At 60.2% G+C, this 17,250-nt stretch carries 15 protein-coding genes; 12 read left to right on the forward strand and 3 right to left on the reverse strand.

Annotation, left to right across the window (positions count from 1 at the left end):
• Positions 1 to 7: 7 nt before the first annotated feature.
• The 3 genes from BLU85_RS13755 to BLU85_RS31560 all read left to right on the forward strand — a co-directional run bounded on the left by BLU85_RS13755 (position 8) and on the right by BLU85_RS31560 (position 3,558).
• A complete protein-coding gene (locus tag BLU85_RS13755) occupies positions 8 to 1,060 on the forward strand; it encodes an isopenicillin N synthase family dioxygenase (RefSeq protein ID WP_092202927.1) in 1,053 nt (350 codons plus the stop codon).
• 79 nt (positions 1,061 to 1,139) lie between these two features.
• Entirely contained in the window at positions 1,140 to 1,943 is an 804-nt protein-coding gene (locus BLU85_RS13760; protein WP_092203059.1) for an ABC transporter substrate-binding protein, read from the forward strand.
• 106 nt (positions 1,944 to 2,049) lie between these two features.
• On the forward strand, positions 2,050 to 3,558 hold the full coding sequence (locus tag BLU85_RS31560; RefSeq protein ID WP_092202925.1) for an amino acid ABC transporter permease/ATP-binding protein: 1,509 nt from the start codon (positions 2,050 to 2,052) through the stop codon (positions 3,556 to 3,558).
• A 94-nt stretch (positions 3,559 to 3,652) separates the two neighbouring features.
• Here BLU85_RS31560 and BLU85_RS13770 read toward each other — a convergent pair whose 3' ends face one another.
• On the reverse strand, positions 3,653 to 4,108 hold the full coding sequence (locus BLU85_RS13770) for a MarR family winged helix-turn-helix transcriptional regulator (RefSeq protein ID WP_092202923.1): 456 nt from the start codon (positions 4,106 to 4,108) through the stop codon (positions 3,653 to 3,655).
• 59 nt (positions 4,109 to 4,167) lie between these two features.
• Here BLU85_RS13770 and BLU85_RS13775 point away from each other — a divergent pair, with 59 nt between their 5' ends.
• The 6 genes from BLU85_RS13775 (at position 4,168) to BLU85_RS13800 (ending at position 10,543) form a co-directional block, all read left to right on the forward strand.
• A complete protein-coding gene (locus BLU85_RS13775; protein WP_092202921.1) occupies positions 4,168 to 4,728 on the forward strand; it encodes a PaaI family thioesterase in 561 nt (186 codons plus the stop codon).
• Positions 4,729 to 4,831: 103 nt separating this feature from the next.
• Positions 4,832 to 5,836: an aldo/keto reductase gene (locus BLU85_RS13780; protein ID WP_092202919.1), complete on the forward strand. Its 1,005-nt coding sequence runs from the start codon at positions 4,832 to 4,834 to the stop codon at positions 5,834 to 5,836.
• 282 nt (positions 5,837 to 6,118) lie between these two features.
• Entirely contained in the window at positions 6,119 to 6,874 is a 756-nt protein-coding gene (locus tag BLU85_RS13785) for an aldehyde dehydrogenase (RefSeq protein ID WP_092202917.1), read from the forward strand.
• Between the two features lie 140 nt (positions 6,875 to 7,014).
• Complete coding sequence (locus BLU85_RS13790) at positions 7,015 to 8,706, forward strand: thiamine pyrophosphate-binding protein (RefSeq protein ID WP_092202915.1); 1,692 nt, start codon at positions 7,015 to 7,017, stop codon at positions 8,704 to 8,706.
• A gap of 483 nt (positions 8,707 to 9,189) precedes the next feature.
• Positions 9,190 to 9,753, forward strand: coding sequence for an NADAR family protein (locus BLU85_RS13795; protein WP_092202913.1), 564 nt, complete (start codon positions 9,190 to 9,192; stop codon positions 9,751 to 9,753).
• Between the two features lie 490 nt (positions 9,754 to 10,243).
• Positions 10,244 to 10,543 (forward strand): hypothetical protein, encoded by a 300-nt coding sequence (locus BLU85_RS13800; RefSeq protein ID WP_092202911.1) that lies wholly within the window; start codon positions 10,244 to 10,246, stop codon positions 10,541 to 10,543.
• Positions 10,544 to 10,641: 98 nt separating this feature from the next.
• On the opposite strand, the gene BLU85_RS13805 is transcribed toward BLU85_RS13800, so the two are convergent.
• Positions 10,642 to 11,556 carry a LysR family transcriptional regulator gene (locus tag BLU85_RS13805; RefSeq protein WP_092202909.1) on the reverse strand — a complete coding sequence of 305 codons (915 nt, stop codon included), beginning with the start codon at positions 11,554 to 11,556 and terminating at the stop codon, positions 10,642 to 10,644.
• A gap of 100 nt (positions 11,557 to 11,656) precedes the next feature.
• Complete coding sequence (locus BLU85_RS13810; protein ID WP_092202907.1) at positions 11,657 to 12,856, reverse strand: MFS transporter; 1,200 nt, start codon at positions 12,854 to 12,856, stop codon at positions 11,657 to 11,659.
• Between the two features lie 311 nt (positions 12,857 to 13,167).
• Here BLU85_RS13810 and BLU85_RS13815 point away from each other — a divergent pair, with 311 nt between their 5' ends.
• From BLU85_RS13815 to BLU85_RS13825, 3 genes are read left to right on the forward strand one after another with little or no spacing between them, the layout of a single operon-like run.
• On the forward strand, positions 13,168 to 14,433 hold the full coding sequence (locus tag BLU85_RS13815) for a c-type cytochrome (protein WP_092203057.1): 1,266 nt from the start codon (positions 13,168 to 13,170) through the stop codon (positions 14,431 to 14,433).
• Positions 14,430 to 14,903: a (2Fe-2S)-binding protein gene (locus BLU85_RS13820; RefSeq protein ID WP_092202905.1), complete on the forward strand. Its 474-nt coding sequence runs from the start codon at positions 14,430 to 14,432 to the stop codon at positions 14,901 to 14,903. Before BLU85_RS13815 ends, BLU85_RS13820 begins: the two co-directional genes overlap by 4 nt.
• Entirely contained in the window at positions 14,900 to 17,137 is a 2,238-nt protein-coding gene (locus BLU85_RS13825; RefSeq protein WP_092202903.1) for a xanthine dehydrogenase family protein molybdopterin-binding subunit, read from the forward strand. The genes BLU85_RS13820 and BLU85_RS13825 overlap by 4 nt, the downstream gene beginning before the upstream one ends.
• The last annotated feature ends 113 nt before the right edge of the window (positions 17,138 to 17,250 follow it).

Here is a 17,250-nt window from a genome sequence, read left to right on the forward strand (position 1 = left end):
CTCCCTCATGCCTGACAAAACGCCCACGGCCGCCAACTTCAATCGCATTCCGGTGGTGGATATCGCCGGGCTGTACAGCGACGACCTCACCCAGCGCCAGGCAGTGGCCGCAGAACTGGGTAACGCCGCCCGCGCGGTCGGTTTCCTGTACATCAAGAACCACGGCATCGAGTCGTCACTGATCGACGGATTGCGTCAAGCGGCGAAGGACCTGTTCGCACAATCGCTTGAGTACAAAATGCAGCATTACATCGGTACCTCGCGCAGCCACAAGGGTTTTGTGCCTGAAGGTGAAGAGGTCTATGCCAAAGGCAAACCGGATCACAAGGAAGCTTTCGATATCGGTTTCGAAGTGAGCGAAGACGATCCGCTGGTGATTGCCGGCACACCACTGATCGGGGCCAACGAATGGCCGGACCTGCCGGGTTTCCGTCCCGCCGTCGAAGCCTACTACGCCGCGGTGTTTGCATTAGGTCGGCGCTTGTTCAAGGGCTTCGCCCTCGCTTTGGGCCTGGAGGAGGACTATTTCGAGGCAATGGTGACTCGCCCACCGTCGAAGCTGCGCCTGATCCACTACCCATTTGACCTGGCGGCTCAAGACGCGCCCGGCATTGGTGCGCATACCGACTACGAATGCTTCACCATTTTGCTTGCCGACAAGCCAGGCCTCGAGGTGATGAACGATCAGGGGCAATGGATTGATGCGCCGCCCATGGACGGTACTTTTGTGGTCAACATCGGCGACATGCTGGAGGTCATGACCGCAGGCACATTCGTCGCGACGGCTCACCGAGTGCGAACCGTCAGCGAAGAGCGCTACTCGTTCCCACTCTTCTATGCGTGCGATTTCCATACGCAAATCAAGCCACTGCCGCAGTTTCTTGAAGGTGGTAAGGATTACGAGGAAATCACCATCGGTGAGCACATGTTTGGCCAAGCGTTGCAAACCTATCAATACCTGCGCCGCAAGGTCGAACGCGGCGAACTCAAACTGTACGAGCGCGCGCGCAAGCCATCGAGCTTCGGTCACTTGAAGAACCAGACGCAGGAAGCGTCCTGATGCAACCCCCGACCCGTTCCAAAACAACCCTGCTTCAAAACCAGTCCAATCCTACTTTTTCGACGTGGAGTCACCGATGATGCGCAATCCAATGAATATCGCTGTCCGCTTGTCCCTGCTGGCCTTCGCGATCCTCGGTGCGGCAGGTGCCCACGCAGCCACGACGGTGACACCCGGCGTCCTCAAGGTCGGCATGGAAATCACCTATCCGCCCTTCGAGTCATACGACGAACAAAAGAATGTCGTCGGCTCCGACCCCGAACTGGCGCGATTGCTTGCCAAACATCTGGACCTCAAGGCCGACTTCGTTGACACCAAATTTTCCAACCTGCTGCTGAGCCTGAACGCCGGTCACTATGACGCGATCATCTCGGGCATGTACATCACGCCCGAACGGCAGACCCAAGCGCAAACCATCGCATACGCCAAGACCGGCGCAGCGATCATGGTGCTGAAGGACAGCCCGCTGAAACCGAAAGTACCGGAAGACCTCTGCGGCCTGAAAATCGGCCTGGAAAAAGGCACCACTTGGGTGACGCAATTCAACAAACTCTCGACCGATTACTGCGTCCCGAACAACAAGGGCGCGATCATGGTCAGCGAATTTCCGTCCGCCCCTGAAGTGACCCAAGCGCTGCTCTCCGGCAACGTGCAGGCTCAGGTGGAGATCGACGGCGCCGCCGGCATGATCGCAGAACGCACCAAAGGCCGGGTCGTGATCAGCACCGAGCACTCGATCTATCAACAGACGCTGGGTATCTACGTCAAAAAGGACAACGACGCGCTCTACCAGGCGCTGCTCAAGGCCTTTGATGCGACGAAAGCGTCGGGTGAATACGCCGCCCTGTTGAAGAAGTACAACCTGGAAGAACCGACTAACTGACTCAGTGCAGCCCTGTGGGAGCGAGGCCGCTCCCACAGTCGGCGGCGTTCGCTTGACTGCCCGGCATAGGTGAAGCCTCCGTCGACGCCAGCAGTTGGAGGTACACATGCAATTTGAATGGCCCTACTTCTTTTCTCTGTTTTCGGTCTCGGACTTCTGGAAAGCCTGCATTACGGTGGTGGAACTCAGCACGCTGGCCTGGTTCATCGGCATGCTGCTGGGCTTCCTGCTGGCGTCGGCCAAGCTTTCGGCCACGCGTTGGGTCAGCATGCCGGCGTCGGTTTATATCTGGTTCTTTCGCAGCGTGCCGCTGCTCGTGCTGGTGGTGTTCGTCTATAACCTGCCGCAGATGTTCCCGGTCACCCGTGGCGTACTGTCCAACCCCTTCTATTCCGGCCTGTTGGCACTGGTGGTCACCGAGGCGGCGTACATGGCGGAAATTCATCGGGGCGGCTTGATATCCGTTGCCAAAGGCCAGAAAGAAGCCGGCCGCGCACTGGGCATCGGCCTGATCGGCCTGCAGCGCCTGATCGTGATCCCACAGGCATTCCGCATTTCCCTGCCGACACTGATCAACGAATACATCACTGTGGTGAAACTGACCTCGCTGGTCTCGGTGATTTCCTTGACCGAACTGCTGACCGTGGGCCAGCGCCTTTACGCGCAAAACTTCCTGGTCATGGAAACCCTGTCGGCTGTGGCGGTGTATTACGTGCTGATCGTGACCGTGCTCGGCTGGCTGTTTCATTGGCTGGAGCAACACCTGGAGCTCAACAACCGCAAACCACAAACGCTGGATGATATCAGCCTGCGGCGTCTACGCGCGTCACGGGCGGCGCCTTCTCCGGCAGACGCTCGTACAGCGCCGGGGCCTGGCTCGGCACCCGCCCTGCGACTGGTGAACATTCACAAGCGCTACGGCCAGCACGCCGTGCTCAAGGGCATCAACCTTGAGGTCAACGTGGGCCAGGTGATTTCCATTATCGGTCCGTCGGGATCGGGAAAAACCTCGCTGATTCGGACCGTCAACGCCTTGGAAAGCATCGACCAGGGCGAGATCATTCTATTCGGCGAAAGTTATATCCACGCCGGTGACAACACCAACACGCAACAGGTACGCCACGGGGTGCAGCGCATCGGCATGGTGTTTCAGAGCTTCAACCTGTTTCCCCATCGCACCATCCTCGACAACGTCACCCTCGCGCCGCGCTATCACAGCCGTGACAAGTCCATCAGCGAGCAGCGCGCCTACGCCCTGCTGGACAAGGTCGGGCTGCTGGCCCACGCGCAAAAGTATCCGCATCAGTTGTCGGGCGGCCAGCAACAACGCGTGGCAATCGCCCGCGCATTGGCGATGGATCCCCACATCATGCTGTTCGATGAGCCTACTTCAGCCCTTGACCCGGAACTGGTCGGCGATGTACTCAAGGTGATCAGCGACCTGGCAAAAGAAGGCATGACCATGTTGATCGTGACCCATGAAATGGACTTCGCCATGTCAATTTCCGACAGGGTAGTTTTCATGGAGGACGGCCTGGTCAAACTGGATGCGGCGCCTGGGATGATCCGAGCCGATCAGTGCGGCGAGAGAATCAGAAAATTCATGAGGGTTTGAACTCGGTGTGATTTGCTCCCGACACTCGAGATGGGATATCCGTCAAGCACGCTGGTTTCCCACCCACGTCATGCGTTGCGAAGCGGCTGGCGAGTCATTCTGATGGGGCCTCATCAAGATCGTCATCAAGGCTCGCAATGCATGCGTCGAGCAATTCGTGCAATACCGCCACGCGCTCCACGCCGAGTAGACCATTGAGTGCGCGCTGTGCCTCCTTCCAGGCCCGCTGGCCTTCGGCTTGCTTTACGCATCCAGCCTCGGTCGCTTCGACAAGGCGACTGCGGGCATCGCCTCCTGCACCAATCTCCAGCCACCCCTGAGCGGTCAGGGACTGCATGTTTCGAGTCAAGGTCGAATTATCCATCTGCATTTGCCTGGCCAGATCACTCGGCCGAATAGGCCCCAGCCTGACCACATGCGACAACAATGCGTACTGCGTGTTCTTCAGGCCGGACTCGGCGACGTAGCGGTCGTAGTGACGCGTCACCATGCGATTGAGCTGGCGGAGTTTCAGATTGGTACAGCCCTGTGGCTTGATAGTATTTTTCATGGGGTATATTGTACCTGCAATATTTGCATATGCAATTATCTGGAGAGAAGGAAACGCCGATGGAAGTCGATCAGGTCGTTGCTCACTGGGAGGCGGAGGAAAAATCGGTTCGTGCGCGCTTGCTGGTCGCCGACACCGCGCTGCAGGATCAGATCGCCGGTCGAACAGGCATGCAAGTGTTCGAAGCAATCTTTGCTGGAGAACTGCCTCCCCCCCCCATCGGCGACACGCTCGATTTCGTGCCGATCCACATGGAGCCCGGCATTGCCGTTTTCCAAGGTCGCCCACAGCGCAGGCACTACAACCCACTGGGCACCGTCCATGGCGGATGGTTCGCTACGCTGCTCGACTCGGCAGTAGGTTGTGCCGTGCACTCGACCTTGCCCGCAGGCAAGGGCTACACCACGCTGGAACTGAAGGTCAACATGGTACGCCCTCTGAATGACCAGGTCCCGTTGGTGCGTGCCGAGGGCAAGGTCATTCATGCGGGGCGTACAGTGGCGACGGCCGAGGGCCGGATCATTGGCCCCGACGGCAAACTGTATGCGCACGCGACGACCACCTGCCTGATCTTCGATCATCCCGCAGCCAAACAGGGGACCTCTCATGGCCAAGGCTGAGACCGATCCTGGCACACCCGTTACCCGCGAAACACTGCGACGCCCAGGCCTTTGCGCCGACACTGTCTGACAATATCGTTCCGACTTGATCAATGGTGAAAACATGAAATATGCATCTTTCGGCAAAACAGGACTGAATGTGTCCCAAGTCGTGCTCGGGACAGGCAACTTTGGCACAGGCTGGGGCTACGGCGCGGATCCCGATGTCAGTACGGCAATCTTTAACGCCTACGCGGAGGCCGGCGGCAACTTCATCGATGGGGCCGATATCTACCAGTTCGGACAATCCGAGGAACTGCTCGGGACCCTGCTGAAGGGCCGACGCGAGCGTTTCGTCCTGGCGACCAAGTACACCCAAGGCGCGCAGCCCAATGCCGATCGCCTCGTCACCGGCAATAGTCGTAAAGCCATGGTGGCCTCGGTAGAGGCGAGCCTGAAGCGACTCGGAACCGATCGCATCGATCTCTACTGGGTGCATTGGCCGGATAATGTCACGCCCATCGAAGAAATTGTCCGTGGGTTCGAGGATCTCGCCCGCGCGGGCAAGATTCTTTATGCCGGCCTCTCCAACTTTCCTGCCTGGCGGCTATCGCGCGCCGTCACCCTCGCCGAACTCACCCACTCGGTGCCGATCGCCGCGGCTCAATTCGAGCATAGCCTGGTCCACCGCGAGCCCGAGGTTGATCTGTTCCCGGCTTCACATGCGTTGGGATTGGGTATCGTCACTTGGTCGCCACTCGGTGGAGGCATGCTGACCGGTAAGTACCGCAAGGGCGAGAAAGGACGCGCCGAGGGCCTCGGTGGCAAGGTGTTCCAGGCGGAGAATAGCGAGCAGCGTACACAGGTCCTCGACACGGTGATCGCCATCGCCAACGAACTGGGCGTCAGCCCCGGTCAAATCGCCATCGCCTGGTCCGGCACGCACGGGTCGTTGCCCATCATCGGCCCGCGCTCGGTCGAGCAGTTGGCCGACAACCTCGCAGCCCTGTCGGTTGAACTGTCAGCCGAGCAGATTCATCGGCTCGACACCGTCAGCAGCCTGTCTCCTTCGATGCCAGCAAGAACAGCGACCCCTTGGGCTCGCGCAGCAGCGCAGATCGTGGCTTGAACGTGGGTGGGTGATGCAAGCCGACGACAAGAAGAAGGTCAGATTCAACTGTATGCATCACCTGCCCGGCCCCCTTTATCGCCTGACATGTTCCTGTCAGCCTCCTGTCACCCTGACGTCAGATCGTTCCGCCTAAAGTAACACCAGGATTGCTCCTGCGGCGCCAGCGTGAACCTGCGGGAGCGAGCCTGCCCGCTCCCGCAGGAACCTGGCTTGACCAGAGATTCCGCACCCTTGGTTGCTTTTTGCTGGAGCTTGTCATCAGGCGGAAGGAGAACGCAAATGAACCACCCTGACGGGCACGACAGCGCGCTTGATCAATTCATCTGGCCATCGCCAGACGGTATCCTGGACCGTAAGGACCTGTTGCTTCGCCTGCGCGCCGAACAGCGATTCATGGCCGCACAGGACCCTGCATGCAGGCTCGATCAACAAGACTACCTGCTCTCCCTGATCGACTCGGTATCAACACGGGCCGAGAGCGCCGCGCAACGCTCAGGTTTCGATGCCCGGCGAATGCGTAGCGTCATCACCGAAGCGGCCACGAGAAGCCATTGGGGCAAGCCTTCAGCCGGTCGCCGAACCCAGGGCATCGCCGCACACTGCGATGCGCAGACTTGCATGGCCGCGGTACTCGATGTCGAGCTGAGCGACGAGGGGCGCTTGATTGTGCACGACACGGTATTTGTCGCTGACCTGGGCGCGGTAGAAAACCCCGGTCGCCTACGCGCCCAGCTTGAAGGCGCATGCCTGATGGGGGTCGCATTCGTGGCATCTGCTGAATTTGGTGTGACGGCGGCGGATCTGTGCCCGACGATCGCCCAACGGCCCCGCTGGCCACTCGTCTCATGGCTGCCAGGGCACATCGCGGTACATTTGATCAACCCAACGGGTGCGCTCCAGGCCTGCCAGCCCAGCCAGCTGAGCTACGTACCCATCGTCCGGGCCTTGTGCAATGCGATTCGCAAAGCCTCGGACAAGCGTACCAGCGATTTGCCGCGCAAAAGCCAGTCGCTCGAAAGAATGGGCGGACGTTAAGTCACTGACAGGCTTCAAATCAAACCCGGCGCCAGGGCTTTCAGCGTCGCCGCCGCACGGGTGATGCACTGCCATTTGGCAATCCGATAGCCACGAAAGCAGGGTAAATTATCTCTTCCAAATAAGTGAGGTTTCGCGCCATGCCTTCAACTCCCTGTGTCCCGTCCAGCATCCGTGGGCAACGCGGCGCGGACCTGCTCGTAGACGTACTGCGCAGCGAAGGCGTTCGCCATGTCTTCGGCAACCCGGGAACAACGGAGCTGCCGTTGCTCGATGCGCTCTCGGGCGTCTGCGACATTCACTACGTGCTCGGCCTTCAGGAGGCCTCCGTCGTGGCGATGGCCGACGGTTATGCCCAGGCATCCGGCCGCCCCGGTTTGGTCAACCTCCATACTGCAGGAGGCCTTGGCAATGCGATGGGCGCTATCCTGAACGCGAAGATGGCGAACACGCCGCTGGTGATCACCGCGGGCCAACAGGATACCCGCCATGGCGTGACCGACCCGCTGCTTCATGGTGATCTGGTCAGCCTGGCCCGACCGAGCGTCAAATGGGCGGAGGAAATCCAGCACCCCGAACATATCCCGATGCTGCTGCGTCGCGCGCTTCAGGACTGCCGCACAGGGCCGACCGGCCCGGTTTTCCTTTCGCTACCGATCAACGTGATGGAGCAGCACACCGATGCCGATGCTGGCCAGCCGTCGCGAATCGAACGAGGTGCGGCGACTGCGGCGATTGCCCCGTTGGCTGACGCCTTAGCGACGGTTACCCCCGGCCGTCTGGCGATTATCGTCGGGGAGGAGGTCTTCCAGTCGAATGCGCAAGTGGAAGCGGTGAGACTCGCCGAAGCACTCGGCGCGCCGGTCTTCGGGCCATCCTGGCCCGGGCATATCCCCTTCCCCACCGCTCATCCTCAATGGCGAGGAGCCTTGTCGCCCAAGGCTACCGATATCCGCGAAACGTTCGCTGATTTCGATGCGGTCTTGCTTCTCGGCGGCCATTCGCTGATCAGTTACCAATACTCGCAAGGCCCGGCGATTCCCCCCCATTGCCGTCTCATTCAATTGACCGGCGATGGCCACCAACTGGGCAGAGTGCATGGAACGGCACTGGGATTGATAGGCGACATCAAGCTGTCCTTGCAGTTGTTGCTGCCGTTACTGGATCGGATACTGGCCCCACACAGCCAGGCCATCGCGACGCTGCGAAATGTCGCTACGCACGAGCGCAGTACCCGCCGAATCGAAGTGGCCGAGCGCGCGAAGCGCGAATTCCATACGCCCGTGACAACGCCTTTCGTTGCAGCCCATGAAGCTGTCCGCGCAATCGGCCCTGACGTGTGGATCGTCGACGAAGCGCCGGTCACCATCGCTCATGTGCGTGCTTGCCTGGATTCGCATTCGGCCCGCCAGTACCTGTTTACGCGGAGCGCCATCCTCGGCTGGGGCATGCCGGCGGCTGTCGGTACATCCCTTGGCCTGGACCGCACCCCGGTGGTCTGCCTGGTCGGCGATGGCTCGGCGATGTATTCACCCCAAGCGCTTTGGACAGCGGCACACGAGCGTTTGCCCGTCACCTTTGTGGTCATGAACAATGGCGAATACAACATTCTGAAAAATTACGCGCGTAGCCAGGCGCACTACCGAAGTGCCGGTACGAACCAGTTCATCGGCATGGACATCCGGGACCCGGCCATCGACTTCCTGGCCCTCGCCTCCTCCCTGGGGGTTGCTTCGCGCAGGGTCGAGCGCGCCGGCGATATCGCTGAAGCGGTCGAGGATGGCATTCGCTCAGGCCGTCCCAACCTCATCGAATTACCGATCATGGCTTGAAGCTAGCGGGCCTTTCGAAAACTGCTCACAAGCGTTGCCAAGTTCATCTGAGCTTAAGGAGTTTGCCTTCGATTCAATCTCGGCGAACACGCGAGCGTAGGATTCCGAAGCTCGCAGCTTTTTAAGGAGATTTGCATCCGCATCTTGTAGGAAGTGAGCGGTCACCGCAGAGTATCGCTCCCGCATACCAGGGTTCACTGAAGAGCACTTGGCCTCCATAAAATCAAGTGGTGCAATAAAGGAAGCCGATGCTTCGCCAATGCACCCATCACCCGTACATGGCGAAGTTGCACTGGCTAATGTGGCCCAAAGCATCGGTAAGCAAGCCAAAGTTCGCAAAGTGTTTGGCATCGGTTGATCTTGATCAGGTTGGAGAGGTGCAATTATGCCTCAATCTATGGACGTTCGATCTCCCAAGCTTCGTAGTTGCCTCGGTCAGCACAATAGCTGTAGCTTTGATCTTCAATCAGCGAGGATATGTCATTGGACGACTCTGAACATCTGAAACAACTGTGCGCTCGTTTCAACTCTGGAGAATGTCTGAGCTTCACGTTTTTCTGGGGGCACCAGCGTAGTAAAACTGGCGTCACGGCTTCGTGCTTCAGCCAATGGTTCGAGGCCGGGTTCATTGTCGACGGGCAACATTACCCGACAGCCGAACACTACATGATGGCCGAGAAAGCGGCCTTGTTCGACGATCAGGATATTCGTGCGCAGGTGCTCCACACGCCTACTCCAAATGCCGCCAAAGCGCTTGGCCGCAACGTGCGCGGATTCAATGATAAGGTTTGGCTGCAACACCGATACGAAATCGTCGTTCGAGCGAACCAGGCCAAGTTCTCCCAGAATCCGCAGTTGAACGATTATCTTCTACAAACCGGTTCGCGGGTTATTGTCGAAGCCAGCCCGGTTGATAATATCTGGGGTATAGGGCTCGCACAGGACAGCGCGGATGCGAACAATCCGAATCTGTGGAAAGGCTTGAATCTGCTGGGATTTGCGCTGATGCAGGTGCGGGACGGGACTGGTATGCCTGCTCCAAGGTAGTGTCCTGACCTTACTCACGAAAAGCGCAAAAGCCTTGGCGAACGACAGGGCTCATTGAATGCGACCTTATCAAGAAAGCGCGTCAACCAATAGAAAGCTGAGTCGCCCGAATTTTCGTCGACACCTTCAGGCGGCTGCTTCTGGCCGATTCCTGCCTGTCATAGCTGGTAGCAATTGACCCAAAGCAGATGTTCGAAACTCGGAAAATAAACCCATCGAATTTCTTCACGCTTTGAGAATTTGCTGACGCGCTTTTTACACACTCTGGGTCGTTAGCTGCCGTTCGCCGCTGACCGCTTTCGACCATAGCGGTCTGTTGGCAATGAAAGGGGGCGGCAATGAAGGGGGTAGATTTATTTACTGGAAATACTGTCCACTTTTTTATGAGGTTCGCCACTCCTTGGCTTGGCGCGGTTGAACCGCCGACGTTGGGAACACCCGCTGTGCCTGTAAGTCTACCTGTAACCAATCATTGGTAAGGTACAGCGCAATGGATAAGACAATTACCGTGGATCAACTGGCGACCACTGACCTCAGATCAATCAACGAGATATGGCTCGGCGGGACTCATACCCAGCTATGCCTCTGGCGTGGCGCACAAGTCTTCACCCACGAAATGCTCAGCGAAGGCGCCCACGATCAGAATGTCCAACGCCTGTGCCTGCAGTTGGTCAACCCTGACGATCAGGCCGCAGTGGCCAGCGTTGAGCGGATCGCGCGCGAACGGCTGACAAAGATGGGCAAGGAAGGCGAGTTTTATCCGGCTGAGGAAGCGAACACCCATCAATAGTCGCTCTGCAGCGGTGATAAAAAGAGGCTATCGACCAGTCATGAAGGTCCTCAGTACGTCATTTGAGGATCCGGCGCTACACATCTCGGCGATATCCCTCATTGGGCCATTCGATCAGAGGCAAGAATCTCCGCAAGAAAATCGATGAACACATTGATGCGGCTGGAGCCGCGATGATTGGGCAAATACAGTGCATTGATGCAGCTGCTCGCACTGCCCGGATTGACTTCGTAATGCTCCAGCAACCGTGTCAGTCGACCTGCGGCGACGTCATCGCGCACCAGCCAGTCGGCCAGGAGAGTCACCCCGCCGCCCGCGATTGCGGCCTCGCGCAAGATGTCGGCGTTGTTGCTTTGCAACCGGCCATGCACGTTGAGCTGAAGGGGTTGCCCGTCGCCCTGAAACGTCCAGTGATGATGCGATCCACCGTAATCGAAGCGCAGGCACTGGTGCCCCAGCAAGTCATCAGGATGACTCAGCGCCGCGTGACGGCCCAGGTAATCCGGGCTGGCGACGACCCAGCGCTGGAAGGCCCCTACCCGTTTGCTGACGATGTCCTCGCTGACCACCGACGAGCCGAGGCGCACGGACACATCGATCTGCTCGCTCAACAGGTCACCGACCTGATCGCTCAATGACACGCTGATTTCCAGTCCCGGATGACGGTCGAGCAGCCGGCCCAGATGTGGCGCGATGATTCGCCGGCCAAACTCGACGGGGACACTGATCCGCAGGCGTCCTTGCACCTCGCTGCCGCGGTCGGCGACCACGGCATCGGCTTCATCGATGGCCTCCAGAATAGCCACGGCTTTTTCAAAGTAGGCTTGCCCGGCGACGGTCACGCTGGTGTTGCGGGTCGTGCGGTTAAGGAGGCTGGCGCCCAGCTCGCTTTCCAGGCCCGCCACCTGGCGTGTCACCGAAGAGGTGGAGATTCCGAGTTTGCGCGCCGCGGAGGAATAACCGCCGCAACGCACGGTTTCAACAAACATCTTCAACGCCAGCAATTTGTCCATCAGCGGAATCCGGTCGAAAGGGAACGGAGCTGATTGTGCATGACCGTTCGCCCGCCGTCTTGCAGGACTGTGCTTCGCCGCGCACCTCGATGCCTGTTGGTCAGACATCTGCCTTGCGACTCATGAATATCACCAGGGCCAAGGCAGGCAGCAACGCAATCGCCATCGCAGAGAGGCTCCAGCCGAAATGCTCATAGAGCGGGCTCGCCACCAGCGATCCCAAGGCACCGCCGACGAAGATGCTGGTCATGTACACGGCATTCAATCGAGCCCGGCTGTGCGGGTCGATGGAATACACCTCGCGCTGGCCCAGCACCATGTTCAGCTGCACGGCGAAATCCAGCAGCACCGCGCACACGACAAGCCAGATGTAGCCACTGCCGGGCAGCGCAGCAATCAACAAGGAGACCGGAGCCAACAGCAGCGCAACGAGTGTCCCGCGACGGCCATGACCTGCATCGGCCAAGCGTCCGGCAATGGGCGCGGCCACGGCACCGACGGCGCCTACCAGCGCAAAGATCGCGATCTGCACCTGGCTGAAACCGTGGTGGCGCATCAGCTCGATGGGCGCCAGGGTCCAGAACAGGCTGAAGCTGGCGAACAACAATCCCTGATACAACGAACGTTGGCGCAGGACCGAATGGCGCCGGGCCAGCGCAAACACCGAGCCGATCAATGCGGCATAAGTCGCCCGATGCGTCGGTACGCGACGCGGCAGCGCAATGGCGGTGATCAGGGCGATAACAGCCATCAGCGCCGCCGCACTGAAGAACACACCGCGCCAGCCGAACACGTCCACCAGCAGGCTCGACAGCGGGCGCGACAGTAGAATGCCCAGCAACAGGCCGCTCATGATGTTGCCCACCACGCGGCCTCGTGTTGCTTCCGGCGCCAGGTGTGCCGCCAGGGGCACCAGGATCTGCACCGCTACCGATGTGAGGCCGATCAGCAGCGACAAGACGAGGAATATCGACGGCGAGTGCGTCATCCCGGCACACATCAGGGTGACGCCCGACGCGAGGGTGAGGCCCACCACCAGGCGCCGGTTCTCCGCAAGGTCAGCCAATGGCACCAGCAGCAATAAACCCAGGGCGTAGCCGAATTGCGTCAGCGACACGATCAGGCTCGCCTTAGTGCTGGACAGGCCAATTTGCGGCGCGATCAATTCGACAATCGGCTGAGCATAATAAAGATTGGCCACGACCGCGCCGCAGCAGAACGCCAGGAACGCGACCATCAGGCCGGAAAGTGAAGCGGGTTGTTCGGCCTTGGCCGTCGCGGCGGGATTGCCCATGAACATGATGACACCTCGGTAGGTTTGGGGAAGTGATCGTCAGGCTAAGGGCAGCGGTCTGCCCGGAGAATCCATTGTTCGGGCAATGAAGTGATGCGCGACACGCAACGCCAGCGGTGTTGCGGTTGGCGCAACAGGCTTTTGCGTGATCCGCTGATACTCCGGCGCATGGGGCTTCTCTACCCTTGGGCACTCGGCGCAGGACTCTCCATCGGCGCCCTTTTCCGATTGTTCAAGGAGCCGTCAATGACCTCGAATCCATCCTCAATGTCCAGCGCGCGTCCCTCAGGCTTGGGATGCCTATGATCGGCATTTCCATGAGGTCCAGACCGTTTTGGATCGGCGCTGCGGTCCTGGCTTCGATAGGTGCGATCGCTGCCACCCTGCTGATGTGGCGTCCGGCGATTGCGCCCGTCGAGCGGCCGCGAACCTTCGATTCGGTGCAGTTGCAACGCGGTGCGCGAGTCGTCGAAGCGGGCGACTGCGCGGTATGCCACACGAGACCCGGCGGCCCTTACCTGGCGGGGGGACTGCCGCTGGTGACGCCGTTTGGCACGCTCTACAGCACGAACATCACACCCGATCCGCAGACTGGCATTGGCCAGTGGTCGCTGCCGGCGTTCGAGCGGGCGATGCGTGAAGGGATCGCCCGCGATGGGCACTTCCTGTATCCGGCCTTCCCGTACGTGCATTACCGGCGCATGACGGCAGGCGATATAGAAGACGCCTATGCGTACTTGATGAGTGGCCCTGCCGTGCACGCTCCAGCCCGGCAAAACCGCATGAGCTTCCCGATGAACCTCCGGCCGTTGGTGGCGTTCTGGAATTTACTGTTCCTGCACGGCGAGCCACTGCCTCCCGTGGCGCAGCAATCCGATGCATGGAATCGCGGGCGCTACCTGGTCGAAGGCCCTGGCCACTGCGCAGGCTGTCATTCTCCGCTGAACCTGATCGGTGCCGAGAAGTCCGGCGCGAGCCTGGCCGGAGGTACCGTGGATGGTTGGGAAGCGCCTTCGCTGCTGGGCATGGATCGTCGTGCAAATGCCTGGCGCTACGATCAGTTGGTGAGCTACCTGCGAGCAGAAGTGGTGGACGGCCATGGAACTGCCGCCGGCCCGATGCGCCCGGTCAGTCTCGGCCTGGCGCGCTTGCCAGCCGGCGACGTAGAGGCGATTGCCGAGTACCTGCTGAGCTTGCCCGCCAGAACTGTCGTCACCGAGGTCCCAGCCGCAGATGCTGATGCAGGGGCCTCCGATCAGACCACTGGCGCCCTGCTGTTCGCCAGCGCCTGTGCCGGCTGCCATGGGCCAGCCGCACCGATGCGTGAAATCGACAAGCGTCCTTCGCTGGACCTTACGTCATCGTTGCAAGCCCCGAACCCGCGCAATTTCCTGAAAACCGTGTTCGAAGGTGTCCCGGCAACGCCGGGCATGCCGGGAGCGATGATGCCGCCGTTTGCCGCCAGCCTCGACAACGATCAACTCATCGCACTCGCTTCGTACTTGCGCCGACAAGCCAGACCCGACCAACCCTGGACAGACCTTTCTTCAACCCTTGAAGCGATACGTCAGGAGACGAAATGACTCAAATCACGCTTAACGTCAACGGCTCGGCCCAGACATTGGACCTCGAACCGGACATGCCGTTGCTCTACGCGCTGCGTAATCATCTGAGGCTCAACGGCGCCAAGTACGGGTGTGGTCTGGGGCAATGCGGCGCCTGCACGGTCATCGTCGATGACAAGCCTGTATTTTCCTGTGTGACGCCGTGCGCGGGCCTTGGCGGCAAGCAGGTCCGGACGGTGGAAAGTCTCGGTACCGCCGAACATCCCGGCCCTTTGCAAAAGGCCTTTATCGAGAAACAGGCGGCCCAGTGCGGCTACTGCATCGCCGGTATGTTGATGCGCGCGCAGTCACTGCTGGAGAGCAACCCGCAGCCGGATGAACAGACCATTCGTGAGTACATGGCCGGCAACCTGTGTCGATGCGGCACCCACTTGCGAATCATCGACGCGATCAGCCTTGTCGCCAGGCAAAACGGGAGCGCGCCATGACAGTGGTCAACGAGGTCAATCACAGCCGTCGCGCATTCCTACGTGGGGGCGCCTTGCTGATGGCGTTTACCCTGGTACCGGTGCCGCGACGTGCGTGGGCGGACACCGAAGTCGACACGCTTGGCACGGTGGTATTGGCACCGGATCTGCCCGGCAGCCTGCGCACCAATCCCTATCTTGATGCCTGGATCCGCGTCGGTCATGAAGGCATCACCGTCTACACCGGCAAGGTTGAATTGGGCACCGGGGTCAAGACTGCCTTGCTGCAAATTGCCGCTGAACGCCTGGAGGTTTCTCCATCAGCGATCAACCTGCTCACCGCCGACACGGCGCTGACGCCCAACGAAGGTTACACCGCTGGCAGCCACAGTATTTTCGACAGCGGGACCGCGCTGTTCAACGCAGCGGCACAAGTGCGTGAACTGCTGCTGGAGTCGGCCGGGCGTCGTTGGGAGGTTGCACCGGCACTGTTGACGACCCGGGAGGGCATCATTCACGGTCCCAACGGACAACGAATGACCTATGCCGACGCCATCAAAAACGTCGATCTGCACCGCTATGCACAGTCCGATTCGCCGACAGTGGCCGCGACCGCGTTCAGGCTGATCGGTCATTCGCTGCAACGGCTGGATATTCCGGCAAAAGTCAGCGGTGGCGCCGCGTTTGTCCAGGACATCCGCCTGCCGGGCATGCTGCACGCTCGGGTGATTCGCCCACCCCGACCCGGCTGCACGCTGCGGGCCTTTGATGCGGCGTCGGTCGAAGCGCTCAGCGGAGTCGTGCAGGTGATTCGCGACGGCAATTATCTTGCGGTGGTCGCGCGGGATGAATGGCAAGCGATCAAAGCGATGCGCAGCGGATACGAAACGGCGCGCTGGAGCGGTGGCCAGGCTATACCCGAATCCGCGGACATCCACGCATTGCTCAAACGCCTCCCTTCACGCCCCTACCCGATCAGCCATGAACGCACTGCCCAGGGTCCGACCGACAACAGCTATCAGGCACGCGTGACCAAACAATACCTGATGCATGGCTCCATTGGCCCGTCCTGCGCCGTGGCCTGGTTCAAGGATGGCACCCTCACCGTCTGGACCCACACCCAGGGCGTGTATCCCCTGCGGGCCGGGATCGCCGAAATGGTGCAGCTCCCCCCCGAGCGCGTTCGCTGTATCCACACCGAAGGGTCCGGTTGTTATGGCCATAATGGCGCGGACGATGCGGCCGCCGACGCGGCGTTGATTGCCATGCGCATACCCGGCACACCGGTCCGGGTCCAATGGATGCGCGAGCAGGAAAATCTCTGGGAGCCCTACAGCTCGGCGATGGTCACCGAAGTCAAAGCCAACCTGGACGCCCAAGGTCGGTTGCAGGACTGGAACTATGAACTGTGGACGACGCCGCACAACGAACGCATCGTCAACGCCGGCCGGTTGCTGCCAGCGCGATTGCTGGCTCGACCGTTCGCCTCCGCACCTTCGGTGCCCATCGCTCAACCTGAAGGCGATGGCGATCGCAACGCCGTGCCGCTCTACACGCGGGCTTCTACCCGCATCAACATGAACTTTGTCACGCAGATGCCCTTTCGCACCTCGGCCATGCGTTCACTGGGTGCGCACATCAACATTTTTGCGATCGAAGCGTGCATGGATGAGCTTGCGTCCAGGGCCAGGGTCGATCCGATAGCCTTGCGCCTGGCTCATCTGGAAGATCCCCGGGCGCGGGCCGTGGTGGAGCGGGTTCGCGACGCCATTGGCTGGCAGCAAAAAAGCAATGAGCCTGGCGCAGGCATCGGCTTCGCCTTTGCCCGGTACAAAAACATCATGGGCTACTGCGCTATCGCGGTACGACTTCAGGTACATCCGCTGACCGGTGAAGTCCAGATCGAGCATGTGGTCACGGCGGTGGACGTCGGACAGATCGTCAATCCCGATGGCCTGCGTAATCAGGTGGAGGGCGGGATCGTCCAGTCCACCAGTTGGACACTGTATGAACAGGTCGCCTATGACGCCGGGGGTATACGCAGCTACGACTGGAGTGGTTATCCGATCCTGCGCTTTTCGCAGGTGCCCAGGAAGGTCGATGTTCATCTACTCGACCAACCGGGACAACCGTTTCTCGGCGCCGCCGAAATCGTCCAGGGTCCCATGGCCGCCGCCATCGGCAACGCCGTGGCGAACGCCACCGGCCGACGCTGGTTGAACCTGCCCCTGACCCGCTCGGAGCAACCGTCCTGACCTGCACTGCGTTGCGCTTCACGCAACGCAGTGTTGGGCTTTCCTCGGATTATCAAACGCCCTCCCGCCGATTAACTTGAGCCATCCGGTGCCTGACCCAACGTCCGCCGCCG

It is taken from the genome of Pseudomonas sp. NFACC14 (assembly GCF_900106885.1).
Classification (GTDB): Bacteria; Pseudomonadota; Gammaproteobacteria; order Pseudomonadales; family Pseudomonadaceae; genus Aquipseudomonas; species Aquipseudomonas fluorescens_AA.